Source organism: Roseibium aggregatum, assembly GCF_014692675.1.
Taxonomy (GTDB): Bacteria; Pseudomonadota; Alphaproteobacteria; order Rhizobiales; family Stappiaceae; genus Roseibium; species Roseibium aggregatum_C.
The window spans coordinates 164,811-188,593 of record NZ_JABFCZ010000001.1 but is presented as its reverse complement, the minus strand read 5'-3'; the positions used below and the strand labels follow the sequence as shown (position 1 = coordinate 188,593).

The 23,783-nt window shown below is 62.1% G+C and carries 26 protein-coding genes; 20 read left to right on the top strand and 6 right to left on the bottom strand.

Annotation, left to right across the window (positions count from 1 at the left end; translation table 11 throughout):
• Window positions 1-115: 115 nt before the first annotated feature.
• The 8 genes from HK439_RS00655 to HK439_RS00620 all read left to right on the top strand — a co-directional run bounded on the left by HK439_RS00655 (window position 116) and on the right by HK439_RS00620 (window position 8,933).
• On the top strand, window positions 116-622 hold the full coding sequence (locus HK439_RS00655; RefSeq protein WP_190289431.1) for an A24 family peptidase: 507 nt from the start codon (window positions 116-118) through the stop codon (window positions 620-622).
• Between the two features lie 219 nt (window positions 623-841).
• Entirely contained in the window at window positions 842-1,612 is a 771-nt protein-coding gene (gene cpaB, locus HK439_RS00650; protein WP_190289430.1) for a Flp pilus assembly protein CpaB, read from the top strand.
• Window positions 1,613-1,665: 53 nt separating this feature from the next.
• Window positions 1,666-3,063, top strand: coding sequence for a type II and III secretion system protein family protein (locus HK439_RS00645; RefSeq protein WP_209011474.1), 1,398 nt, complete (start codon window positions 1,666-1,668; stop codon window positions 3,061-3,063).
• A gap of 10 nt (window positions 3,064-3,073) precedes the next feature.
• Entirely contained in the window at window positions 3,074-3,790 is a 717-nt protein-coding gene (locus tag HK439_RS00640) for a CpaD family pilus assembly protein (RefSeq protein ID WP_190289428.1), read from the top strand.
• A 21-nt stretch (window positions 3,791-3,811) separates the two neighbouring features.
• Complete coding sequence (locus HK439_RS00635) at window positions 3,812-5,098, top strand: AAA family ATPase (RefSeq protein WP_190289532.1); 1,287 nt, start codon at window positions 3,812-3,814, stop codon at window positions 5,096-5,098.
• A 34-nt stretch (window positions 5,099-5,132) separates the two neighbouring features.
• A complete protein-coding gene (locus tag HK439_RS00630) occupies window positions 5,133-6,644 on the top strand; it encodes a CpaF family protein (protein ID WP_190289427.1) in 1,512 nt (503 codons plus the stop codon).
• 10 nt (window positions 6,645-6,654) lie between these two features.
• Entirely contained in the window at window positions 6,655-7,674 is a 1,020-nt protein-coding gene (locus HK439_RS00625; protein ID WP_190289426.1) for a type II secretion system F family protein, read from the top strand.
• A gap of 275 nt (window positions 7,675-7,949) precedes the next feature.
• A complete protein-coding gene (locus HK439_RS00620) occupies window positions 7,950-8,933 on the top strand; it encodes a type II secretion system F family protein (protein ID WP_190289425.1) in 984 nt (327 codons plus the stop codon).
• A gap of 114 nt (window positions 8,934-9,047) precedes the next feature.
• Here the strand turns inward: HK439_RS00620 and HK439_RS00615 are convergent, their stop codons facing one another.
• Window positions 9,048-9,830 (bottom strand): tetratricopeptide repeat protein, encoded by a 783-nt coding sequence (locus HK439_RS00615; RefSeq protein WP_190289424.1) that lies wholly within the window; start codon window positions 9,828-9,830, stop codon window positions 9,048-9,050.
• Between the two features lie 170 nt (window positions 9,831-10,000).
• Here HK439_RS00615 and HK439_RS00610 point away from each other — a divergent pair, with 170 nt between their 5' ends.
• The 3 genes from HK439_RS00610 to HK439_RS00600 all read left to right on the top strand — a co-directional run bounded on the left by HK439_RS00610 (window position 10,001) and on the right by HK439_RS00600 (window position 12,810).
• The gene (locus tag HK439_RS00610) at window positions 10,001-11,395 is read left to right on the top strand and encodes a leucyl aminopeptidase family protein (RefSeq protein ID WP_190289423.1); all 1,395 of its coding nucleotides are present in this window, start codon (window positions 10,001-10,003) and stop codon (window positions 11,393-11,395) included.
• Window positions 11,396-11,459: 64 nt separating this feature from the next.
• Window positions 11,460-11,810 (top strand): MarR family transcriptional regulator, encoded by a 351-nt coding sequence (locus tag HK439_RS00605; protein WP_190289422.1) that lies wholly within the window; start codon window positions 11,460-11,462, stop codon window positions 11,808-11,810.
• Window positions 11,811-11,937: 127 nt separating this feature from the next.
• On the top strand, window positions 11,938-12,810 hold the full coding sequence (locus HK439_RS00600; protein WP_190289421.1) for an NlpC/P60 family protein: 873 nt from the start codon (window positions 11,938-11,940) through the stop codon (window positions 12,808-12,810).
• Between the two features lie 8 nt (window positions 12,811-12,818).
• Here HK439_RS00600 and HK439_RS00595 read toward each other — a convergent pair whose 3' ends face one another.
• A complete protein-coding gene (locus tag HK439_RS00595; RefSeq protein ID WP_190289420.1) occupies window positions 12,819-14,000 on the bottom strand; it encodes a DNA recombination protein RmuC in 1,182 nt (393 codons plus the stop codon).
• 125 nt (window positions 14,001-14,125) lie between these two features.
• On the opposite strand from HK439_RS00595, the gene def reads away from it, so the two are divergent.
• From def to truA, 5 genes are read left to right on the top strand one after another with little or no spacing between them, the layout of a single operon-like run.
• Complete coding sequence (gene def / locus HK439_RS00590) at window positions 14,126-14,644, top strand: peptide deformylase (RefSeq protein ID WP_190289419.1); 519 nt, start codon at window positions 14,126-14,128, stop codon at window positions 14,642-14,644.
• Window positions 14,645-14,669: 25 nt separating this feature from the next.
• Window positions 14,670-15,302, top strand: a complete 633-nt coding sequence (locus HK439_RS00585; protein ID WP_190289418.1) for a MarC family protein — start codon at window positions 14,670-14,672, stop codon at window positions 15,300-15,302.
• A gap of 47 nt (window positions 15,303-15,349) precedes the next feature.
• Window positions 15,350-16,288, top strand: a complete 939-nt coding sequence (gene fmt, locus HK439_RS00580) for a methionyl-tRNA formyltransferase (RefSeq protein ID WP_190289417.1) — start codon at window positions 15,350-15,352, stop codon at window positions 16,286-16,288.
• A gap of 31 nt (window positions 16,289-16,319) precedes the next feature.
• Entirely contained in the window at window positions 16,320-16,859 is a 540-nt protein-coding gene (locus HK439_RS00575; RefSeq protein ID WP_190289416.1) for a GNAT family N-acetyltransferase, read from the top strand.
• A gap of 7 nt (window positions 16,860-16,866) precedes the next feature.
• Window positions 16,867-17,670, top strand: a complete 804-nt coding sequence (gene truA / locus HK439_RS00570; protein WP_190289415.1) for a tRNA pseudouridine(38-40) synthase TruA — start codon at window positions 16,867-16,869, stop codon at window positions 17,668-17,670.
• A gap of 4 nt (window positions 17,671-17,674) precedes the next feature.
• On the opposite strand, the gene HK439_RS00565 is transcribed toward truA, so the two are convergent.
• Complete coding sequence (locus HK439_RS00565; RefSeq protein WP_190289414.1) at window positions 17,675-18,493, bottom strand: DUF2189 domain-containing protein; 819 nt, start codon at window positions 18,491-18,493, stop codon at window positions 17,675-17,677.
• 213 nt (window positions 18,494-18,706) lie between these two features.
• Between HK439_RS00565 and HK439_RS00560 the strand changes: the two genes are divergently transcribed.
• The 3 genes from HK439_RS00560 to HK439_RS00550 are packed head-to-tail and all read left to right on the top strand — an operon-like array spanning window position 18,707 to window position 20,950.
• Window positions 18,707-19,135 carry a DUF805 domain-containing protein gene (locus HK439_RS00560; RefSeq protein WP_190289413.1) on the top strand — a complete coding sequence of 143 codons (429 nt, stop codon included), beginning with the start codon at window positions 18,707-18,709 and terminating at the stop codon, window positions 19,133-19,135.
• 39 nt (window positions 19,136-19,174) lie between these two features.
• Window positions 19,175-20,356, top strand: a complete 1,182-nt coding sequence (gene dapE / locus HK439_RS00555) for a succinyl-diaminopimelate desuccinylase (protein WP_190289412.1) — start codon at window positions 19,175-19,177, stop codon at window positions 20,354-20,356.
• 3 nt (window positions 20,357-20,359) lie between these two features.
• Window positions 20,360-20,950 carry a hypothetical protein gene (locus HK439_RS00550; protein WP_209011473.1) on the top strand — a complete coding sequence of 197 codons (591 nt, stop codon included), beginning with the start codon at window positions 20,360-20,362 and terminating at the stop codon, window positions 20,948-20,950.
• Here HK439_RS00550 and HK439_RS00545 read toward each other — a convergent pair.
• Entirely contained in the window at window positions 20,916-21,785 is an 870-nt protein-coding gene (locus HK439_RS00545; protein WP_190289411.1) for a LysR family transcriptional regulator, read from the bottom strand. The genes HK439_RS00550 and HK439_RS00545 overlap by 35 nt on opposite strands.
• A gap of 94 nt (window positions 21,786-21,879) precedes the next feature.
• Here HK439_RS00545 and HK439_RS00540 point away from each other — a divergent pair, with 94 nt between their 5' ends.
• Window positions 21,880-22,491: a cysteine hydrolase family protein gene (locus HK439_RS00540; protein ID WP_190289410.1), complete on the top strand. Its 612-nt coding sequence runs from the start codon at window positions 21,880-21,882 to the stop codon at window positions 22,489-22,491.
• Between the two features lie 55 nt (window positions 22,492-22,546).
• On the opposite strand, the gene dapD is transcribed toward HK439_RS00540, so the two are convergent.
• A complete protein-coding gene (gene dapD / locus HK439_RS00535; RefSeq protein ID WP_190289409.1) occupies window positions 22,547-23,395 on the bottom strand; it encodes a 2,3,4,5-tetrahydropyridine-2,6-dicarboxylate N-succinyltransferase in 849 nt (282 codons plus the stop codon).
• Window positions 23,396-23,574: 179 nt separating this feature from the next.
• Window positions 23,575-23,769 (bottom strand): hypothetical protein, encoded by a 195-nt coding sequence (locus HK439_RS00530; RefSeq protein ID WP_190289408.1) that lies wholly within the window; start codon window positions 23,767-23,769, stop codon window positions 23,575-23,577.
• Between the last annotated feature and the right edge of the window lie 14 nt (window positions 23,770-23,783).

Sequence of the window (23,783 nt, the reverse complement as noted above, 5' to 3'; positions counted from 1 at the left end):
GGATCCGGTTTCGAAAAGCGGGCGAGCAATCGCCCGCTTTTTCTTTTCTTAAATTTTTAAAGGCTAGGCTGTTTTCAGGTACAGGCGCCCCGCGCCCTGGCACAGGTATCGAGTCATGATTGAAAACATCCAGCTGATCGTATTTCCCATTCTGGTCGCCTTTGCCGGCGCATCCGATCTGTTCACGATGAAGATCCCGAACCGTGTTTCAATCCTGCTGGTGGCCGGCTTTGTCATCCTGGCCATTGCGCTGGGATTGTCGCCCGAACAATGGGGCTGGCACCTCGCCGGTGGCGGAATCGTCTTTGTCGCCTGCTTCGCGATGTTCTTTCTCGGCTGGATGGGCGGCGGCGATGCAAAACTCGCCAGCGCGATCGCCCTGTGGTTCGGGTTCAACGAAACCCTGCTGGTGTTCCTGACGATGGTTGCCATCTACGGCATGTTTCTGACGGTCGGGCTGTTGGCCTTCCGGACCTTGCCGGTTCTGCCCGGTCCGCTGTTCCGCCAGGACTGGATCGCCCGTCTCCATGACCGCAAGACGGGTATTCCCTATGGAATAGCGATTGCCGCGGCAGGTCTTCAGGTCTATCCGTCGACCTTCTGGTTCCCCGCGCTCCACTAATTTTCAAGCTGTTGGTTCTGTGTTGTGGGTCTCTACACGGCCTTATGGTTAATGATTGGTAATAATACTGCAATTTGCAAGGTATTCATAAATCATTCAATAAGGTTAAAAGTTCTTAACGATATTTTCTCATATCCAATTAACCATGTTTTGACGAATTGGACCCCAAGATGATGGTCAGCTGCGCAGAACGTTGCGCGTCATTTTGTGAGTTCAGTGATGAAGTACGCACGACTTTTGGTTCTTGGTGTTGCGCTCGGGGCAGGTTTGCTGGCCGCGCGCATGGTTATGACCAGCCAATCGCCGGCGCCGAAAAAGGTGATGACGGAAGCGCCCGCCAAGTCTGAAAAAGCAAAGGTTCTGGTCGCGGCCAAGGATATCGGCCTGGGTCAGAAACTGGCTGCAAAGAGCCTTTCCTGGGCCGACTGGCCGAGCGACGCGGTGCCGCCCGGCGCGATCACGCACGAGAAAGAGCCGAAAGCCGGCGAGACCTATGTCGGCCATATTGCCAAGGCGCCCATCTATCAGGGCGAGCCGATCCGCTCGCAGCGTCTCATCAACACCGACAAGGGCTTCATGGCGTCCATTTTGCCGAAAGGAAAGCGCGCGATCGCGGTTGGCGTTGAAGCGGAAACCACCGCCGGCGGCTTCATCCTGCCCGGCGACAAGGTCGACCTGATCCTGACGCGGCAGAATGAGGATCGTTCGGTTCTGAGCGAAACCTTCCTTGAAAACATTCGTGTCCTTGCAATCGACACGACCACCGCCGGCGAAAAGGATGAAAAGTCCCTTTCGCCGAAACGGACGGCAACGCTGGAACTGACCCCGGAACAGGCAGAGATCGTCGCCCAGTCCCAGCAGCTCGGCACCATTTCCCTGGCCTTGCGAAGTGCCCAGGACTCCTCGGACGACGACAACGAACCGATCCGTCGCCGGGGGGGAGTCAATTTTGTGAAATACGGCGTTTCAAGTCAGGCGGGCACGCAATGACGAAGTTTCTCGATGCAACAAACCGAAAAGCGGGCGGACGCGGCGCAGGCATAATGCGGTCTGCGGTTCTGATCCTGGCCCTGTTCGCCGCCTGCCTGTTGTCGCCTGACAGCGCGCGGGCGGAAGACAGCTTTCCCAAACAGGTGCATGTTGCCGCCGGCGAACGGGTCTCCGAGCGTCTGCTTCGCGTCGGCATCGGGCGGTCCGTGGTGATCGACCTTGCCGAGGAAGTCGCCGACGTTCTGGTCTCCAATCCCGAAATTGCCGACGCGGTGGTTCGCACGCAGCATCGGGTCTTCGTTCTCGGCAACAAGACCGGTCAGGCAAATCTGGTTCTGTTCAGCCGGAGCGGCCGGGAACTTGCGACATTCAACCTGCGGGTCGAACCGGATACGTCCGACCTGACCAGGCTGATCCGCCGCGCCGTTCCCAAGTCGAACATCACGGCCGATTCGGTGAGCGGCAATATCATCCTGTCGGGAACGGCCCGCAATACCGCAGACGCCCAGCGGGCTGCCGATATCGCGGCCCGTTTCGCCGGCAACGGCGTGAAGGCGTCCGATGTTCTCAACATGATCTCCGTGGAGGGCGAGGACCAGGTCTATCTGAAGGTCACCGTCGCCGAGGTCGAACGGTCGATCGTCAAGCAGCTCGGCGTCAACCTGAGCGGGACCATCGGCGTCGGCAATTACTCCGGCAGCTTCAACAATTCCGCCACCTTCCCGGTGAACTCGTCGATCGTGTCCCAGGCGTCCGCGGGCGGGAATTTCGTGGCCGGCGGTACGAGCCTGTCGGCCAGTGTCGAGGCCTTGCAGCGTGACGGCGTGATCCGCACCCTGGCGGAACCGACATTGACGGCAATCTCCGGCGAGAACGCGAGCTTCCTGGCAGGTGGCGAGTTCCCGATCCCGGTCGCGCAAACCGACAACAACATCTCGATCGAATTCAAGAAATTCGGTGTCGGCCTCGACTTTACCCCTGTTGTCCTGTCCGCCGGACGGGTCAGCCTGAGGGTCAAGACCGAGGTCAGCGAGCTGTCCAGCGACGGCGCGATCACAACCGGCGGCATCACGGTTTCGGCCCTGAAGGTCCGCCGGGCGGAATCCACGATCGAACTGCCCTCCGGCGGAACGCTGGTAATGGCGGGTCTGCTGCAGGAATCCTACAAGCAGTCGATCAACGGGATACCGGGTCTGATGCAGTTGCCGGTCCTGGGTGCCTTGTTCAAGAGCCGGGATTTCCTGCGCCAGCAGACGGAACTCGTGGTCTTCGTGACCCCCTATACGGTCAATCCGGTGGCTGCCAGCAAGCTGGTCCGGCCGGATCAGAACCTGATGCCGGCCAGCGATTCCGAAACGGTGTTCCTGAACCGGCTTAACAAAATTTTCCGCCGCCCGGGTGAGCCGGAGACCGGGACCTACCAGGGTCAGGTCGGATTTATTTACAAGTGAGGTACGGCAGATGAAGGCATATACGAAAAAGCTGTCCTCGTTTGTGATCCGGGCCGGTTTCACGGGCGCGGCGGTTGTCTTCCTGGCCGGCTGTCAGTCGCAGACCCAGAGCTCCGACACGAGCCTCCTGGCCGCCAATGACTACAGGGTCCGCCATCCGATCGTCGTCACCGAGCAGCCGGAAACACTGGACCTGCCGATCGGCTACAACACCCGCAATCTGAACGCGCCCCTGTCGGAGACCATCACGGCCTTCGCGGAAAGTTCCCGCAGAAACGGCAACGGCCGGGTCGAGATCCTCGTGCCTGCCGGCGCCGGCAACGAAGCGGCCGTTCACGCGGTGGTTCCCCATATTCGCGGGGCGCTGAACCGCGGCGGCGTTGGCGGAAACCGGATAACCACCCGCAGCTACTCCGTCGAAGACGGCTCCGCCGATGCGCCGATCCGCCTGTCCTATCCGAGGGTCATGGCAACGGCAGGGCCTTGCGGAGAATGGCCGAGAAGTGTCGGCGGCGAGTTCAACCGGAACATCGACTACGAGAACTTCGGTTGCGCCTCCCAGGCCAATCTCGCCGCGATCGTGTCCAACCCGGCCGATCTGATCACGCCGCGGGCGGTCCAGCCGGCGGATCAGCAGCGCCGTGCCGTGGTGTTCGAAAATTACCGGACCGGCAAGAAAACCGCATCCGAATACAAAGAAGGCGTAGGCGCCCAGGTGTCGCAGTAAGGAAGGGTCATGAGCATCGACATGGATATGGCTAATTATGCTGCGGACTTGGGCCACGAGGGCATGCCGGAGACCACGCAACAGCGTCCGGAGGAAGGGTTCGAGATCCATCCCATTCCGCGCATTTCCGTTCAGGGGTTCTGCCTGACCGACGGAACGACGCGAACCATCGAGGCCGCGGCGGAAGACCGCCGGATGACCAAGGCCCATGTGAAGGTCCACATGGGCGGGATCCCGGCCGCGATCGAACATTACACGCAGGCGCCGACGCCCAATCTCATCATTGTCGAGACCAGCGGCAATCAGGGCGAAATCCTCACCGAACTCGATCAGCTCGCCGAATATTGCGATGCCGGCACCAAGGTCATCGTCATCGGCGATGTGAACGACGTGACGCTCTACCGCGAGCTCATGCACCGGGGCGTCAGCGAATATCTCATTACCCCGCTCGACATCTATCAGTTGATACGGGCGATCGGCGACCTTTACGGCGATCCCCAGTCCGAACCGCTGGGACGCACGGTTGCGTTTTTCGGAGTGAAGGGGGGATGCGGAGCATCGACCGTCGCCCATAACGCAGCCTGGGCGCTGGCACGGGAATATCAGAACGAGACCGTTGTCGCCGACCTGGACCTGGCCTTCGGGACAGCAGGGCTCGATTACAATCAGGACCCGCTGCAGGGCGTCTACGAAGCGATCTCGGCACCCGAACGCCTGGACGAGACCCTTCTCGACCGCATCCTGTCGAAGTGCTCCGAACACCTGAGCCTACTTGCGGCACCGGCGTCCCTCGAACGCACCTACGACTACGGCGAGCATTCGTTCGAGCTTCTGATGGACACCATGCGCGCCAGCACGCCGACGATCGTGCTCGATGTTCCCCATGCCTGGAACGCCTGGGTCAAGAATGTCCTCGTCAGCGCCGACGAAGTGGTCATGGTGGCCGAGCCTGACCTTGCGAACCTGCGCAATGCCAAGAACGTTGTCGACACGCTCAAGCAGCTGCGGCCGAACGACCGTCTGCCGCTCCTGGTCATGAACCGGGTGAACGTGCCGAAGCGGCCGGAGATCAAGCCGGAGGACTTCGCGACCGCGCTCGGAATGACATCGCTGCTCTCGATACCTTTCGAGCCGCAGCTTTTCGGAACGGCTGCGAATAACGGCCAGATGATTGCGGAACTGGAAGCCAAGAACCCGGTTGCCGGTGTGTTCACCGAAATCGCCCATGTGGTTTCCGGAAAATCCAATCCGGGCAAGATCAAGAAGGCGGGTATTTCATCGCTCTTGTCGAAACTGACCGGCCGATAGTGCGCAAGGATGTGTAACGGAGAAATTTGCCGCCATGTTCGGTAGACGCGGTTCAACGCCAAACGGAGCAGCGACTGTACGGCCGGTCACGCCGGTGCAGCCCAAAACTGCGCCCGCGCCGGAGCCGTCTGCCGTCGACGTGCCGCAGGCGCAGGAGGCATCGGTGGATGTCGCCGCGCCGCCGCCCGAAATGCCGGTCGTGGAACCGCCGCCGCAGGCGCCGGCGCCGAAACAGGAAGGCAAGCGCCGCAAGTCGGGCGAATATTACGAAACCAAGGCGCAGATCTTCAACGCCCTGGTCGAGGCGATCGATCTTTCGCAGCTCAGCCGTCTCGGTCCGGAAGATGCGCGCGACGAAATCCGCGATGTCGTCAATGACATCATCGCGCTGAAGAATGTCGTCCTGTCCATCGCCGAGCAGGAAGACCTGCTGGAGGATATCTGCAACGACGTTCTGGGCTACGGTCCGCTGGAGCCGTTGCTTGCGCGCGACGACATCGCCGACATCATGGTCAACGGCGCCGATACGGTCTACATCGAAACCGAAGGCAAGATGCAGCAGACGGGCGTTTCGTTCCGCGACAACGCGCAGCTCATGAACATCTGCCAGCGGATCGTGAGCCAGGTCGGCCGCCGGGTCGATGATTCAAGCCCGATCTGTGACGCCCGCCTTCCCGACGGCTCTCGTGTCAACGTCATCGCACCGCCGCTGGCGATCGACGGCCCCGCACTCACCATCCGTAAGTTCAAGCGCGACAAGCTGACCCTAGACCAGCTTGTCAAATACGGTTCGATCACGCCGGAGGGGGCGACGATCCTCCAGATCATCGGCCGCTCGCGCTGCAACGTCCTGATCTCGGGGGGAACCGGTTCCGGTAAGACGACGCTTCTGAACTGCCTGACGGCCTACATCGAAGCCAGCGAGCGCATTATCACCTGTGAGGACTCCGCGGAACTTCAGCTGCAGCAGCCCCATGTGGTCCGCCTCGAAACCCGCCCGCCGAACCTGGAAGGCGAAGGCGAGATCACCATGCGCGATCTGGTGAAGAACTGCCTGCGTATGCGTCCGGAACGGATCATCGTCGGTGAGGTGCGCGGACCGGAAGCCTTCGACCTGCTTCAGGCGATGAACACCGGTCACGACGGCTCCATGGGCACCCTGCACGCCAACTCGCCGCGCGAGGCCCTGTCGCGTCTGGAATCCATGATCACCATGGGCGGCTTTTCACTGCCGTCGCGAACCTTGAGGGAAATGATCGTCTCCTCCATCGATGTCGTGGTTCAGGCAGCTCGCCTGCGCGACGGATCGCGCCGGATCACCCATGTCACCGAGGTGATGGGCATGGAAGGCGACGTGATCATCACCCAGGACGTTTTTGTCTACGACATGATCGGTGAGGATCCGAGCGGACGCATCATCGGCCGCCACCGGTCCACCGGGATCGGGCGTCCCCGGTTCTGGGAGCGCGCGCGGTACTTCGGCGAGGAAAACCGCCTGGCCCAGGCGCTGGACGCTTCTGAAATGCCCGAATACGCAGATGACTGAGGCACTCTGAATGGAAGCCTTCGAGCCATTTCTGACACCCGGTGTTACCGGCATCGCCGTCGCGGTCCTCGTGGCCCTGAGCATCGGCGGCGTTATCTATGCCTTGTTTCAGCCGCTTCTGTCGGGGAACCGGCGCAGGGACAAGCGTCTCAGCGGCATCGCCGCCAGGCCGCAATCCGCAGAACTCAGAAAGAAGGTCGGCGACGGCGACCGCCGGCGCAAGTCCGTGCAGGACCAGTTGAAGGACTTCGAGGACCGGCAGAAGGCGAAGCTGCAAAAGCAGAACAAGGCCTCCCTGGCCGTCCGCCTGGAACAGGCGGGGCTTGCATGGGAACGCAAGCATTTCATTTATCTCAGCATCGCATCCGCCGTCGTCGGCGCGCTGATCGGACTGATTGTCAGCCACAATATACTGATTGCCCTCGGCGTCGGCTTCGTGGGCGGCTTCGGTTTTCCGCGCTGGTTCGTCAACTTCAAGCGCAAGCGCCGGTTCAATGCCTTTCTGGACGAGCTGCCGAATGCGGTCGACATCATCGTGCGCGGCGTGAAGGCCGGCCTGCCGCTTGGCGACTGCATCAAGATCGTCGCCAAGGAAGCCCGGGAACCTGTTGCCGGCGAATTCCGCAAGATCGTCGAAACCCAGGTCATGGGCATCTCGCTGACGGATGCGGTCGGGCGCATGCCCGATCGGGTGCCGCTGGCGGAGGCCAATTTCTTCGCCATCGTCGTTGCGATCCAGCAAAAGGCCGGCGGCGGGCTGTCCGAGGCGCTCGGCAACCTGTCCAAGGTGCTTAGAAGCCGCAAGGCCCTGCAGCGCAAGATCAAGGCCCTCAGCGCGGAGGCCAAGTCCTCCGCCGCCATCATCGGCTCGCTGCCCTTCGTCGTCTCGACCATCATCTATGTGGTCGCCCCGGACTATATCTCGATGCTGTTCACGCGAACGGCCGGTCACCTGATCATCGCAGGCGGTCTCTTCTGGATGTTCGTGGGCATCATGGTCATGCGCAAGATGATCAACTTCGATTTCTAGAGCGAGGTGCATTTAAATTGACCCATATGATGGCGAAAAGCGGATCACTCGGCAAGGCGCGTCGTGAAGCGCGATGCGGCGCATCGGGCAAGCGGCGCAACGCTGCCGATGGGCCGCTTTTCGCCACCCGAAGGGCCGGGCGATTTTGCCCGCTGACTGTGTTGGCTCGCGCTTGTGGTGGACCCACACCACGGCGCGCAATCCGCCTTGTCAGCAGACAAAATCACCTCGGTCAAATGGGTCAATTTAAGTGCACCTCGCTCTAGGAGGATCTGATGTTCGATCTCACAAGCATAGCCAACAGCAACTTCCTGGTCGCCTTCCTGACCCTGGTCGCCGTGGCCGGAACCCTGTTTACCGTGGTCATGCCGATCTTCGAGCGGGACACGCTGAAGTCGCGGATGAAGTCGGTCGCCCTGGAACGCGACAAGCTGCGCGCGAAGGAGCGGGCCAGGCTTGCTACGGAAAAGACGGATGCCCGTGCCTCCCTGCGCTCGACGCAGCCGAAGGAGCAGGTCAAGAACCTCGTCGACCGGCTGAACCTGAAGACCATGCTCGCGGACGCATCGACCCAGGACAAGCTGCGCATGGCCGGCTACCGCGGCACGGGCCCGCTTTATACCTTCCTGTTCGCGCGTATCGCCATTCCCGGGGTGCTGTTCCTGCTGGCCCTTGTCTATGCCTTCGTGGTGCTGCCGTCTGACACGCCCGCGATCACCAAGATTTCCGCCTGTCTCTTCGTCGGCGGTATCGGTGTCTTCGCGCCCAACCTCTACATCCAGAACGCGATTTCAAAGCGGCAGCTGTCGATCCGCCGGGCGTGGCCCGATGCGCTCGATCTGATGCTGATCTGCGTGGAGTCCGGCATGTCCATCGAAGAGGCGTTCCGGCGGGTGGCGGAGGAAATCGGCACCCAGTCGATCCCGCTTGCGGAGGAACTCACCCTCACCAACGCCGAACTCTCCTACCTGGGCGAGCGCCGGCAGGCGTATGAGAACCTGGCCAAGCGGACCGGTGTCGACGGCGTGAAGAACGTGATGATGGCCCTGATCCAGGCCGAGCGCTACGGCACGCCGGTCGGTCACGCCATTCGCGTCATGTCGGACGACAACCGCGAGCAGCGCATGCAGGAAGCCGAAAAGAAGGCCGCGTCCCTGCCGCCGAAGCTGACCGTTCCGATGATCGTATTCTTCCTGCCGGTCCTGTTCTTCGTCATCATGGGACCCGCCGTCATGCAGGCCATGGACTCCTTCAAGTAAGGCGCCCCGGCAAGTAAGGCGCTTCCCGGCAGCAAGGCAGACACAAAAGCGGGGCGCACGAAGGATCGCGCGCCCGCCGGTTCAACAATTCTCACCATTTTTGTTTAAGGCTGATCAGCCGCGCGATTGCGCGATCATGTCGCGCAGGTAGGCGATGTTGGCTTCCGCCTGTCTTGGATCGAGTTCGGAGCGTGCGACCTGTTCGGCCTCGGCGAACTTGCCCTGGACGCCGAGCGCCAGCGCCAGGTTCTGGCGCACACGGCTGTCGGCACCGGGCAGGGCTGCCGCCTTGCGCAGGTTATATTCGGCTTCCGGCAGCTCGTTGGACAGGAGATAGGACAGGCCGAGGTTGTTGAGCAGCGTCGGCTCGTTCGGCGCGATCTTGAGCGCCTGATGATAAAGCCCGCGCGCGCGCTCGTGATTGCCCATCTGGTCGTAGATGGCAGCCTGGGCGGACATCAGCTTCCAGTCCGGCATCTGCGGCGTCTGGGCGCGTTGAAGAACGTTCAGAGCCTCGTCGAAGCGGCCGTTCATGGCGAGCACCTTGCCGTAGGCCGAGGCGATTTCGCGGTCGTTCGGATGGGAGATGACCGCGGCGCGCAGGACCGCCATGGCCTGCTCGATCTGCTCGTTCTGCTGCAGCGCGTTGGCATAGCCGAGGATCGCCGCCCGGTCCTTGTTGTCCTTCTCGTATTTGCTTCCCCAGGACGACACCGCCCGCATGGCGGCACTCGAGCCGGGTTTCGCATAGGTCAGGCTGCTGCTCGGGGAATGGGTGCCGACGCTGTTGTTCCTGGAGGACGCGCAGCCGGCCAAAAGAACGGCCGCGGTCATCGCGGCCGCAAGCGGCAGGTAGCGGGCGCGCCGCCGGGTTTCACCTTGAACTGTTTGGGTCATTTCTGACACCTCGACACATGAGCTTCACTGAACGTTCCGTCTCCCAAATCAGTAGTTTATTAACCCTAATGGATGGTTAAACGGGCCAGTCGGCATCATGTGGGATATTGCCAAGCCGGCCCGGGATGCGTACCTGTGAGGCATGAAATCGAACCAGTCGGGAGCCCGCCGTGCGTGAAGCCTTGATCCGCGAAAATGAAGCCCAGCAGCCGACACCGGTCATTGCCGTCAGGCAGGACGACCTGGAAGCCGTCCTCGTCGGGCTTGGACAGCCGGCAGCGGACTGGGCGAAGCGCAACGGTTTTCGGGCGGACCCCGGAAGCAGCCTGCTCGTACCTGCCGCGAACGACGCCGGCTCGGCGCTGCTGGTCGCGGTCGGAGAGGACGGGCTTTCTCATCCGTTCGCCCTTGGCGGTCTGGTCGCAGCCCTTCCGGCCGGAGACTATGCGCTTGCCGACGGCTTTCCCGATCCCGAATTCGCGGTTCTCGGATTTGCCCTGTCCTCCTACCGGTTCGAGAAATACCGCAAGAACGGCGCTGTCCGGGCGCGGCTCGTGGCGCCCGCCGACGTCGACCTGGCGCGGATCGATGCGATCCTCAAGGGCGTCCAGATCGCCCGCGACCTGATCAACACCCCGGCCAACGATCTGGGCCCTCAGGAACTCGCGGCCGAGATCCGGTCGCTCTTTGTCGAAAACGGCGGGTCCGGCGAGATCATCACCGGCGACGAACTTTTGGACCGGGGCTTTCCGATGGTCCATGCGGTCGGCCGCGCCTCAAGCCGCGAACCGCGTCTTGCGGATTTCACCTGGGGCCCGGAAGACGCGCCGAAAGTCACGCTGGTCGGCAAGGGCGTCATCTTCGATACCGGCGGTCTCGACATCAAGCCGTCGAGCGCCATGCTCCTGATGAAGAAGGACATGGGCGGCGCTGCCAATGTGCTCGGCCTTGCGGCCATGATCATGGCGGCCGAACTGCCCGTGCGCCTGCGCGTCATCGTGCCTTGCGTGGAAAACGCGATCTCCGGCTCCGCCTTCCGTCCCGGCGATATCCTGCCGAGCCGCAAGGGCCTGACCGTCGAGATCGGCAATACCGATGCCGAAGGCCGGCTTGTGCTGGCCGATGCGCTCGCATTGGCAGACGAGGAAGAGCCGGATCTTCTGGTCGACATGGCGACCCTGACCGGAGCGGCCCGCGTCGCGCTTGGGCCCGACCTGCCGCCGTTCTTCACCGATGACGAGGATCTGGCGGAGGAGATCGGGCTGGTATCGGAGGCAAGTGCCGATCCGCTGTGGCGCCTGCCGCTGTGGCAGCCCTATATGAAATACCTCGAAAGCAAGATCGCCGATATCAATCACATCAACACCACCGGTGCGGGATTTGCCGGCTCGATCACGGCAGCGCTGTTCCTGTCCCGCTTCGTCGACAAGGCGCAGTCCTGGGTGCATTTCGACATCTACGGCTGGACGCCCATGGACAAGCCCGGCAAACCGGCCGGCGGCGAGGCGCAGGGCATCCGTTGCCTGTTCGATCTGGTCAGCGAGCGCTATTCGGATAAAAAATAACGGCTCCGAAACAATTTCCTGTTCTGTTAGTCTTGAAATCGAATGGAACAGGAAGTTGCCGCCTATGCCGGTCGAGCTGCGCGCATCGCAGGCGTTGAAACTGATGCATGACGTCAATCTGGCGCTTGTCCGCGACAGCGAACAGGACCTGTCCGCGCGCCAGCTGACCATCCTGCTGACGGTTTACCTGGAGCCGCCGCCCCATACGGTGCGCGGACTGGCCGCAAAGCTGAACGTGACCAAGCCCGCGATCACCCGGGCGCTCGATACGCTGGGCGGCATGCGGCTCCTGTCGCGCAAGCGGGACGAGGCCGACAAGCGCAACGTCATCATCACCCGGACCGTCGACGGCGCCCTTTATCTGGAGCATCTCGGCGATCTGGTTTCCGAAAAGGCGCGCGAGCTGCCGAGATAAAGCATGTCTCCCAAAAGTGGGTACCGGTTTTGGGATAAAGACATGCGGCAAAACAATTCAGGAGAGCAGGGGGCGTGAATGCGAATGAACGCGACATGCTATACGCTTGCCGTTCCAGGATCAGGACATGTCTGAAAATTTCGACCGCCGTCTACACCCCGTCAGGCCGGATCTTGCCGCCCGCGCCTACGAGGGGCGCGTTCAGGCCGACCGCTTCGTCGACGGGACGATAGCGCAGGTCACCGCAGACCGGCTCGCCATGCGCGCCGAGCCCAGGAGCGACAAGCCGATCGACACCGAACTTCTGTTCGGTGAGACCGTTACGGTCTTTGAGGAAACGATGGAAGGCTGGGCCTGGGGACAGCTGGAGACCGACGGTTATATCGGCTGGTTTTCCTCCGACGGTGTCGGCGTTCCCGAAGCCCCAACCCATATCGTGCGGGCGCTGCGTACCTACCGCTATCCCGGTCCGGACCTCAAATTTCCGCCGCTCGGCCTGATCTCCATGGGATCGAAGGTCACCGTCATGGGAAGCGCGACGACCCGTGGCCTGGATTACGCGCTTTTGAGCGACGGTTCCGCCGTCGTCGCCCGCCATCTCGCCGGTCTGGATCGGTTTGAGCAGGATTGGGTCGCCGTCGCCGAGGAATTTCTCGGCACCCCCTATCTCTGGGGCGGGCGCACAAGCCTGGGTCTCGATTGCTCGGCCCTCGTCCAGCTCGCCGCACAGGCCGGCGGTCATGATGTCCCGCGCGACAGCGACATGCAGGCAGCGGGAGCAGGGGAACCGGTCGAAGCGTCGGATCTCGATGCGCTCCAACGTGGCGATCTCGTTTTCTGGAAAGGCCATGTCGGCATCGTCCAGGGCCCGAACCGCCTGCTTCACGCCAACGGCCACACCATGACCGTTGCCAGCGAACCATTGGACCGGGCGGTTGCGCGGATTGCGGAAAACGAATTCGGAAATGTGACCGGGATCAGAAGGCTTTCAGCCGAATAAGCCAGGTTCTAACCCTGCAGCGACAGGTTCGGACGGGGCAGGTCTTCTTTCTTGTCCGTCTCCGGAAGCTCGCCCAGTTCCAGGTCCTCGATCTTCTGGCCGCGCTTGGTGATCTTGTCTGTCGAGATCAGGATCTGGTCGATGTCCTTGTTGGCCTGACCGAAATGGGTCTGCAACTTGACGACCCGGTCGTTCAGCCGGCCGACGTCGTCCATCAGGTGGGCGACTTCCGCCTGGATGAGATGGGCCTGTTCGCGCATCTTGGCGTCGCGCAGCACGGCCTGGATCACCTGGATCGACAACAGGAGCAGCGACGGTGAGACGATCACCACCCGGGCGCGGTGCGACTTCTGCACCAGGTCCTCGAAGTTCTCGTTGAGTTCCGCGAACACGCTTTCCGACGGCACGAACAGGAACGCCGTGTCCTGGGTTTCCCCTGGGACCAGGTATTTTTCGCGGATGTCCTGGATGTGCTTGGTGAAATCCCTGCGGAACTGGGTGTTCGCGTACTTGAGATCCTCGTCCGACTTGGCGTTGCGGATGAGGTTGAACGCCTCCAGCGGAAACTTGGCGTCGATGGCCAGCGACGGCGCGCCGTTGGGCATATGCACCAGGCAGTCCGGCCGCACGCCGCTGGAAAGGGTCGCCTGGAAATCATAGGCCGTTGGCGGAAGCTGGTCCTGGATGATCGCTTCCATACGCCCCTGGCCGAAGGCGCCGCGGGTCTGCTTGTTGGACAGGATCGCCTGAAGTTCCACCACCTGGCCCGACAGGTCGGTGATGGTTTTCTGAGCCCGGTCGATCACCGCCAGCCGTTCGTGCAGCTGGCGCAGTCCCTCGTGGGTGCGCTTGGTCGTGTCGGCCATGGACAGGCCGAGCTTGTGCCCCATGCCGTCGAGCCGCTCGTTGACGGCCCGCATCATGTCAGACTGCCGGGAGCCGAACACCTCGGCCATGGTCTGCATCCGGCCGGTCATTTCCCCTTGCGACTTCAGGAGCTGCGACAGATGGCTTTCCAGCTCGTGGATGCGCTCTGCCGATGCGGTATCGGCCTCGGCACGGATCCGAACCTGACGCCGGATACCCCAGATCAGCCAGACGATAAGGACGAGCAGGAAGAAACCGCCGGCGATTCCGACCTCAAGCACCGTGAACGGACGGCCGCCGAATACAAAGAGAACATGCTGCATGAAACAAACATAGAACGATTCGGTCGCAAATGCAGCGTTTGCCTGCATTTACGAACCGTTGCAAAATACCGCTCCGGCCGGGCTTTCGCATTGACCGGCGGCCGGTCATTCACTATTTGGAACCCATGACGAAACGAGACATTATCATCATCCCCGATCCGGTCCTGCGCGAGGTCTGCGAGCCGGTCGCCAAGGTGGACGACGCCGTGCGCGCCCTGGCCGACGACATGCTGGAGACCATGTACGAGGCACCGGGCATCGGCCTTGCCGCCAGCCAGATCGGTATCCTGCAGCGTCTTTTCGTGCTGGATGTGGCCAAGGAAGACGAGCCGAAGAACCCGATTGTCTTCATTAATCCGAAGATCGTCTGGTCGAGCGAGGAAACCTCCGTCTACCAGGAAGGCTGCCTGTCGATCCCCGAATATTACGAGGATGTCGAACGGCCGGCCCGGGTGAAGGTCCAGTTCCAGAACCGGGAAGGGTCCGAGCAGGAAATGGATGCGGACAGCCTGCTGGCCACCTGTATCCAGCACGAACTCGACCACCTGAACGGCAAGCTCTTCATCGACTACCTGTCGAAGCTGAAGCGCGACCGGGTGATGAAGAAATTCGCCAAGCAGGCGAAGCAGTCCGCGAAAGCCTGACAACAGCGGCTCGGGGGCGCGCTGCATGGATCTTGCCTATTTTCTGAAGATGTTCGCAGCGCTGTTCGCAATCATGAGCCCGATTGCGAACCTGCCGGTTTTCCTGTCGCTGACCTCCGACCGGGATCCCGCCTCCCAGCGCAGCGTGGCGATTACGGTGATCATCGGCCTCGTGGTCGGCGGCGCGATCGTTGCCCTGTCCGGCACCGCCATCCTGAAGATCTTCGGTATCAGCCTCGATGCCTTCCGCCTTGCCGGCGGGTTTCTGATCCTGCTGATCGCGCTCAATCTCCTGTCCGGCGAACAGAGTTCCACCCATCGCGGCACCGAAAAGGAACAGGCCCATCACGCGGAGCAGGACAATCCGGCCATCTATCCGCTGACCGTACCGATCCTGCTCGGGCCGGGTACGATTTCCACTTTGATCATCTTCCGGGGTCAGGCGGAACAGCTCACCCAGGAGATCGCCTATGTGGCTGCTCTGGGCGGAGCGATCGCCCTGCTGGGCGCAACCTTCATCGCAGCGCCCCTTCTGAACAAGGTGCTCGGCCAGACCGCGACCAGCGTGATGAGCCGGATCATGGGCATGATCCTCGCCGCCATCGCCATGGAAATGATGGTCGGCAGCCTGAAAGCCCTGTTGCCCGGACTGGCCTAAATACGCAATAAGGGCGCTGATTATTTAAAGCACCAGCCCGGGGCATCATGTCATTACGCGTCGTATTTATGGGAACCCCGGACTTCTCCGTCCCCACGCTGATGGAAATCGTCGGCCAGGGATACGAGGTCGTTGCCTGCTATTCCCAACCGCCGCGCAAGGCGGGCCGGGGAATGGAGGTGAAGAAATCTCCGGTGCATGAGGCCGCCGAAACCTTCGGTATCCCGGTCTTCACCCCTGTTTCGCTCAAGGACGGGCAGGAACAGGAACGGTTCGCCGTCCTGGACGCCGATGTGGCCGTGGTTGTGGCCTACGGTCTGCTCCTGCCGAAAGCGATCCTGGAAGCCCCGCGTGAAGGCTGCCTCAACCTGCATGCCTCGCTCCTGCCGCGCTGGCGCGGCGCTGCCCCGATCAACCGGGCCATCATGGCAGGCGACACGGAAACCGCCGTTCAGGTCATGCGCATGGAAGCGGGCCTCGATACCGGCCCGGTCTGCATGTCGGAGACGGTCGAGATCGGGCCGGACATGACCGCCGGCGAACTCCACGACCGCTTGTCCGGTCTCGGTGGCGACCTGATGGTGCGCGCGCTTGCCGCCCTGTCGCGCGGCGCCTTGACCGAAACGCCCCAGGCGGAAGACGGCGTGACCTACGCGTCCAAATTGTCGAAAGAGGAAACCCGGATCGACTGGACGGCTCCGGCAAAGACCGTGCATGATCATATCCGCGGCCTGTCGCCCTTTCCCGGCGCCTGGTGCGAGATGGCGCTTTCCGGCAAGGCGGAACGGGTCAAGATCCTGCGCAGTGCTTTGGTCGATGTGAATGGAGATCCCGGTAAAGTCGCAAGTGTCGACGGGTCCCCGGTTATTGCCTGCGGCGACGGCGGCATCCGGCTGGTGCAGGTCCAGCGGGCCGGCAAGAAGCCGATGACGGGCGAGGAATTTCAGCGCGGCGCCAAGCTGACGATTGGCGATACGCTGGCATGACCGGGGTCCGGACGAAACGGGAGCTGATTGGATGAACGCTGCAATTGATGCTTCGGCTCTGGAAATCCGGCCGGTGGTGCCTGCCGACGAAGCCGTGGTGAAGGCCCTTGTCACCGCCGCGTTCAACCAGGAAACCGAGGCGCGGCTCGTGCATACCCTGCGCCATTGCGGCGCGCTGATCCTGGAACAGGTGGCGGTGACGCCGGAAGGCAAGGTGGTCGGTCATATCGCCTATAGCCGTGTCACCCCTGCAGGTGTCGGCGCCGGTCAGGATCTTTCCATCGCCTGCCTGGCGCCCGTTTCCGTCTGGCCGGAACTGCAGCGGCAGGGCATCGGCTCCGCGCTGATCCGGGCGTCGCTGGAAACCATGAAGGACCTGGGCGAAGACCTGGTTCTGGTGCTTGGACCGCCGGCCTACTATCCCCGTTTCGGCTTCGATGCGGACCTGGCCAGAAAGGTTCAGGGACCCTATGCGGGCGCCGCCTTCATGGCGCTCGCCCTGACGGAGGCCGGACAACGGGATCTTCCCGTCGAGGTGTCCTTCGCCACGCCCTTTCAGGAATTCGAGTAGGGCCGGAATGCCGCGCTACAAGCTGACAGTGGAATATGATGGCCGGCCGTTTGTGGGCTGGCAGCGCCAGGCGAACGGGCCGTCCGTCCAGGCGGTGCTCGAACGCGCAATCAAGGCCTTTTGCGGCGAGGAGATCACCGTCGGCGGCGCCGGGCGGACGGATACCGGCGTGCATGCCCTCGGTCAGGTGGCCCATGCGGACCTGACCAAGGACTGGCCGGCCAAGACGGTCATGGGCGCGCTGAATTTCCATTGCCAGCCTGATCCGGTCGCCATTCTGGCCTGCGAGAAAATGCACGATGGTTTCGACGCCCGGTTCTCGGCCATCCGCCGGTCCTACCGCTACAGGATCTTCAACCGCGTGCCGCCGCTGACCCATGAACTGGGCCTGGCATGGCATGTGAAGGCGGAGCTCGACGCCGACGCCATGCATGAAGCCGCCCAGGTGTTCGTCGGCCACCACGACTTCACCACCTTCCGTCATACACGCTGCCAAGCCAAGAGCCCGGAAAAGACGCTTGAAGCCTTCTCGGTGCGTCGGGAGGGGCAGATGGTGATCGCCGAGTGTGCCTCCCGGTCTTTCCTGCACAATCAGGTCCGCTCCATGGTCGGCACCCTTCGCCTTGTGGGCGACGGGCGCTGGACCGCGGAAGACGTCCGCGCCGCCTTGGCCGCGCGCGACCGCACGGCCTGCGGCCCGGTCGCACCCGCCGACGGTCTGTATCTCACCCGGGTCGACTACCGCAGCCCCGAAGAAGACATCGCCCGCGCCCGGCAGGCGAAGCGGGATAAGGCGGAAGCTGAGAGCTAGGCGGCTACGAAACGTCCTCCGGCGGGGCCACGCATTTCTTGTAGAGATGCCAGGTCGTGTGTCCGAGCACGGGAAGGGTGATCACGAGACCGGCAAAGGCCGGCGCGATCGAGATGATCAGGGTCACCGTGACCACAAGCGCCCAGCCGATCATCGGTACGGGAGAGGTCACCACGGATCGCACGCTGGTGATCATCGCGGTAATGAAATCCCGGTCGTCCTCCAGTAGCAGCGGGAACGAAATCACCGTCAGCGAAAACAGGATGAGCGACAGGATCGCGCCGACCGCATGGCCGACGGCGAGGAACAGCAGCCCTTCCGGCGTGCTGATCACCTCGGTGACGAATTCGTTGAAGGAGGCAAACGAGCGTAGCCCCATGAACAGCGCCAGGAGCAGCCGCACCTGATACATCCACATGATCAGGATGAAGAGTACCACGAAGGCCATCCAGGAAATCTCGCGTCCCTTCTGCTGCCACATGACGCCGAAAAAGGAAGACCAGCCGAGAGGCTCGTTTGCCGCAAGCCTGCGGCTGACCTCGTAAAGGCCGACGGCGGTGAACGGGCCGATCAGGGCAAAGCCGGCCGCGAGCGGATAGGAAAGATAGCTCATCTGGAGGGCCGATGCGGTCAGGATGACGAGCATCCCCCCAACGGCGAAGAAGATGCCGATGGCCAGTCCGTATTGCGGAGCGGCCTTGAAATCACGCAGGCCCGCGGCAAGCGCATCGATAACGTCATTTCCGGTGATCCGCCGAACGACAGGATCCTTGCGCAGCACCGGACGCGCCGGTACCGCCGTATTTTGCGTATTTTCTGTCATTTATGTCCTCCCAGGCTTTCGTCCCACGGAAAGCCGGGGAACATCATGACCTGTGAAATTGATCTGTCCAATCGTAAAAACCACTACTTTCCGCAGCAGATTGGCAGGGATCGGGAGATTCGCGCGGCATAACGACTGCTTGATCCGGAGCGCGGTTGCCACTAACTCCTAGGCCACGGCACATCACACAAGACCGATAACCACGGAGCCTTCATGGCGATCAACGACCGCCCCGCAAATCTGACCCCAAGCGTTGCCTGGGCGTTGCTGAGCCCGATCGGGCGGATTTCACGACAGGCCTACTGGCTGGGCATGTTCGTGGTCTGGATTGTCATCCTCATCGCCATGAACATGTGGTGGGGTTCCCTCGATCCGTCCACGCCGCTCAGTGAGGTGGACATTAACGGCTTTGCCGAATCCAATCCGCTGTTTCCCCTGCTCTTTTTCGCCCTGCAGTGGGTTGAGCTGGCTTTGGTGATCAAGCGTTGTCAGGATATCGGCGTGACCGGGTTCGTGGCGCTTTTGATCCTTGTACCCCTGGTCAATGTTATCACCGTGCTTGTTCTGGGTTTTATTCGCAGTGTGCCGGGACCAAACCGGTACGGCCCTGAGCCGAACAGCTACTACCGGCGGAAAGCCTGACCCTCCTTCCGCACCTGTATTCCAAAGACAAAGATCTCAATGACCGACCAGCTTTCCTCCGCCACAGCCATAGCCCGCGATCTCATCCGCTGTCCGTCAGTTACCCCCGCCGAAGGTGGCGCGCTGACCGCCCTTGAGGCGCACTTGAAGGCAGCCGGGTTCAGGGTCGACCGCGTCGTGTTTTCCGACGAGGACACACCGGATGTGGAAAACCTGTTCGCCTCCGTCGGCTCCGGACACCCCCATTTCGTCTTCGCCGGCCACACGGATGTGGTTCCTCCCGGAAACGAGGCCGACTGGGCTCACGGACCCTTCGAAGGGACCATTGCGGACGGTGTCCTTTTTGGCCGCGGCGCGGTCGACATGAAGGGCGGCATTGCCTCTTTCGCCGCCGCCGCGCTCGATTTCGTCAAGGACAGGGGAGCGGACTTCGGCGGAACGATCTCGTTCCTGATCACCGGCGACGAGGAAGGTCCGGCAGTCAACGGCACGATCAAGCTACTGGAATGGGCCGAAGCGAACGGCCACAGGTTCGACGCCTGCATCGTTGGCGAGCCGACCAATCCGGACAGGCTGGGCGATGCGATCAAGGTCGGCCGCCGCGGTTCGCTATCCGGAACGGTAACGGTGAAGGGCACCCAGGGCCATGTCGCCTATCCGCATCTGGCCGACAATCCGATACCCGGCCTGTTGAAACTTCTGGCCGCGCTCGATGCGCTCGTTCTCGATCAGGGCAACGACCGGTTCCAGCCTTCCAACCTGGAGATCGTGACGATCGATGTCGGCAATCCGGCGTTCAATGTCATTCCGGCGCGGGCCGAGGCGCGGTTCAACATCCGCTTCAACGACGAATGGTCCATCGAGAGCCTCAGAGCGAAAATCCTGGAGACGCTTGAAGCAGCGGCTCCGGATGGGCTGGACTGGTCGATCGAGTTCAAGCGCGATGCAAGCGAATCCTTCCTGACCCGCGACGATACCCTGATTAAGGCCCTGAAGGCCGCCGTCGAAGCGGCAACCGGCCGGGTCCCGGACCTCTCCACCGGCGGCGGTACCTCCGATGCCCGGTTCATCAAGAACTATTGTCCCGTGGTGGAATTCGGTCTCGTCGGCCAGACCATGCACAAGGTCGACGAGTGTGTCGCCGTTGACGATCTGGACCGCCTTGCCGCCATCTACCGCCGCTTTCTGGACAGTTATTTTTCAAATACCGGGACGCTCTGAACCATGATCACCGGGCAGGAAATCGCACGGGCTCTGACCGGGTCGTGGCTTTTGTTCCGCAACCGGCCCGAAGGGATGCTCTGGTTCGACCGGAGCATTGAAGGCTTCTGGCGGTCCTTCGGCGTGATTTTCCTGCTCTTGCCGTTTTTCTGGATCAACGAGCTGGCGGAAAAGAAACAGATTCTGGAAAATGCCGAACTCGCGGCGGAGTTTTTTCCAAACGGCACCTTTTGGGCGGTGCAAATGACCACCCTGGCTTTGGACTGGACCGTTTTTCCGATCGTGCTGGCCTCCCTGGCTGGCCCGGTCGGGATATCAAAGAACTACGTATCCTTCATCGTAGTGCGCAATTGGTCGAGCATTCTCGTGTCGATTGCTTACATGCTGGCTGGACTGCTTTACCTTTCCGGTATCGTTTCATCGGAATTTCTGGATCTGATTACCCTGTCTCTTATGGGCGTTGCGCTTTGGTACAGCTTCAACATTGCGCGTATTGCGCTGCAAACGGGTCTCAGCGTGACACTCGGTGTTGTGGTTCTCGAATTAGTGCTTTCGTTTGTTATCTTTGGACTGGTGGTGCGGGTGTTGGGCTAGGTCCTGACCCGGGCCTGCTCAGAATTTCCGAAAGCCAGGTCAGCACTGTCCGGATAACAGGTCTTTCGGTGAGATCTTCGTGAACGGCGATCCACAATTCGCGGGTTGCCCTGACCGTCGGGTCGATCTCTGTGAGATCCGGATCCCCGCTGATGAGCCAGTCCGGCAGCATTGCCGCGCCGGCACCCGCCTTGACCGCCTGCAAAACGGCGGAAAGGGTGCCGAGCCGCAGGCGCGGTTCGCCCTTGAAATGGGACCTGATGGCGGAAATTTCCGGCAGCTTGTCGAGGCCGCTGTCATAGGTGATGAAGTTGGTGAGTGCGCCGGGAGCCCGGTGCCGGCGGCTGACGGCGAGACGAAGGTCGATGTCCATCACCTTCCGGATGATGAGCTTGCCGTCCGTCGGGCGGGCAAGGCGCAAGCCGATATCCGTTTCCCGTTGCGCCAGGCTCGCCGTTCCGGTCGCCGCCGCGCATTCAAGGGTGAGGCCGGGAAAGCGTTCGCAAAATTCCGGCAGCCGTGGCGCGATCAGGTAATCCAGCACGAAGGGAACCGTGCTGATCCGCACATGTCCGGTTTGCGTGTTGCGGTCCGCGGTCTGTTTGAGAAGGGCGGTTTCCATGGCCTGCGCCGCCTGCAGCAGAACCCGTCCGGCTTCGGTCGGCACGAGCTTCCGGCCGTCCCGCCGGAACAGGGTCGCGCCCTGATCGCTCTCTGCTGTCGAAAGCCGGCGCGACACCGTCGTCTCGTTGACGCCTAGTTCCCGCGCGGCCGCACCCAGGGTTCCGGTCCGGCTCAGTGTCAGGACAAGATGATAGGCGTTCCAGTCACTCATGCCTGCGATTATGCAGATTTATCCTGCAATAACGAGCGTTTTTGCAAGATGCGGAGTCGGTTATTGTCCCCGTCAAACGACAGGAGAAAACGCAATGACCGACCCGGATCTCAACCGTCCGAAAACCCTGCTGGAACTCGCCGGTGTGCCCGGCTGGACGACCCCGGCCGCCGGCGAAGCCGCCGTCATTCTGATTGATGCCCAGAAGGAATATGTCTCCGGCGCCCTGCCGCTGGAGGGAATTGACGACGCGCTTGGCGAGGTGAGCCGCCTGCGCGACAGGGCCGACGAACTCGGGCTGCCCGTCATCCACGTCCGCCATGTCGGCCGCTCCGGTGGGCTGTTCGATATCGAGGCGGAGGGCGGCAAGTTCTGCGGTGCCGCGGAGCCGGGGGACGGAGAAATCATTGTCGGCAAGGCGCTGCCCAATGCCTTTGCCGGGACCGACCTTCAAGACCGGCTGACCGGACTGGGTGTCCGCAAGCTGATCGTGGCAGGCTTCATGACCCACATGTGCGTTTCAAGCATGGTCCGGGCCGCCCTCGATCTGGGGTATTCGTCGGCGGTGGTGGCAAAGGCCTGTGCCAGCCGGGCCCTGCCCGTGCCGGGCGGCGGTGTCCTGAGCGGGACGGACGTTCACCGCGCGGCCCTGACGGAACTCGCCGACCGTTTCGCGCTCGTACTCGAAGATGCCCGGGCGGTATGAACAAGAAAGGCCCGCTCCGGCGGAGCGGGCCTTCGAATGATGTGTTGCGAACTGATCAGTCGCGCAGGAGGTCGTTGATCGAGGTCTTGGAGCGGGTCTGCTCGTCGACGCGCTTCACGATGACGGCGCAGTAGAGGCTCGGGCCCGGCGTGCCGTCCGGCAGCGGCTTGCCCGGCATGCTGCCCGGCACCACGACCGAATAGGCCGGAACCTCGCCGATGAAGACTTCGCCGGTGTTGCGGTCGATGATCTTGGTGGAGGCGCCGATGAAGACGCCCATGGAAAGCACAGCGCCCTCGCGGACGACAACGCCTTCCACGACTTCCGAACGCGCGCCGATGAAGCAATTGTCCTCGATGATCACCGGACCGGCCTGCAGCGGCTCCAGAACGCCGCCGATGCCGACGCCGCCGGACAGATGAACGTTCTTGCCGATCTGCGCACAGGAGCCGACGGTCACCCAGGTATCGACCATGGTGCCTTCGTCCACATAGGCGCCGAGATTGACGAAGGACGGCATCAGCACCGCGCCCTTGCCGATGAAGGCAGAGCGGCGGACGACGCAGTTCGGCACGGCGCGGAAGCCGGATTTCTCGAAGTCGACGGCGCTCCAGCCATCGAACTTGGACGCGACCTTGTCCCACCAGACCGCATCGCCGGGACCGCCCTTGATCACTTCCATCGGGTTGAGGCGGAAAGACAGGAGCACGGCCTTCTTGGCCCACTGGTTGACGACCCAGTCCCCGCCTTTCTTTTCGGCAACACGGACCTGGCCGTTGTCGAGCAGGTTCAGGGTCCTCTCGACGGCATCGCGGACATCGCCGGTCGTTTTCGTGTCGATGTTGGCGCGATCCTCGAATGCCGCGTCGATGGTTTCGGCGAGTCTGGCAAGATCGATGGTCATCTTGGGTCTTGTCTCCGGCAAAGGCAGTTGAAACGGTTGCCGGACCTAAGCCGCGAGACGGCGGAGTGTCAAGCTTGCCGAGGTCGAAAACGGCTGTGACCGATTGGCAATAATCCTTCGTCCGGCCTTTTATTGTAGCCGGCCGGTTATCCTGTCGCTCTCGATGAGCAGTCGATCACCTATGCCGCCTCGCAGGCCATGTCCTGACCGCAACACATCGGCGACTTGATCTTGCCGTGGCCGTTCGGGCATTTGGAAATCTGCACGTCCTGGCCGTTGTCCAGGGTTAGCGTGTCGTTTACCAGCTCCGCGCCGCACTTGCCGCAGGTGGCATTGACGCTCATTCCGCAGACCTTGCATTCATATGTTGCCATCTGACCGACTCCGT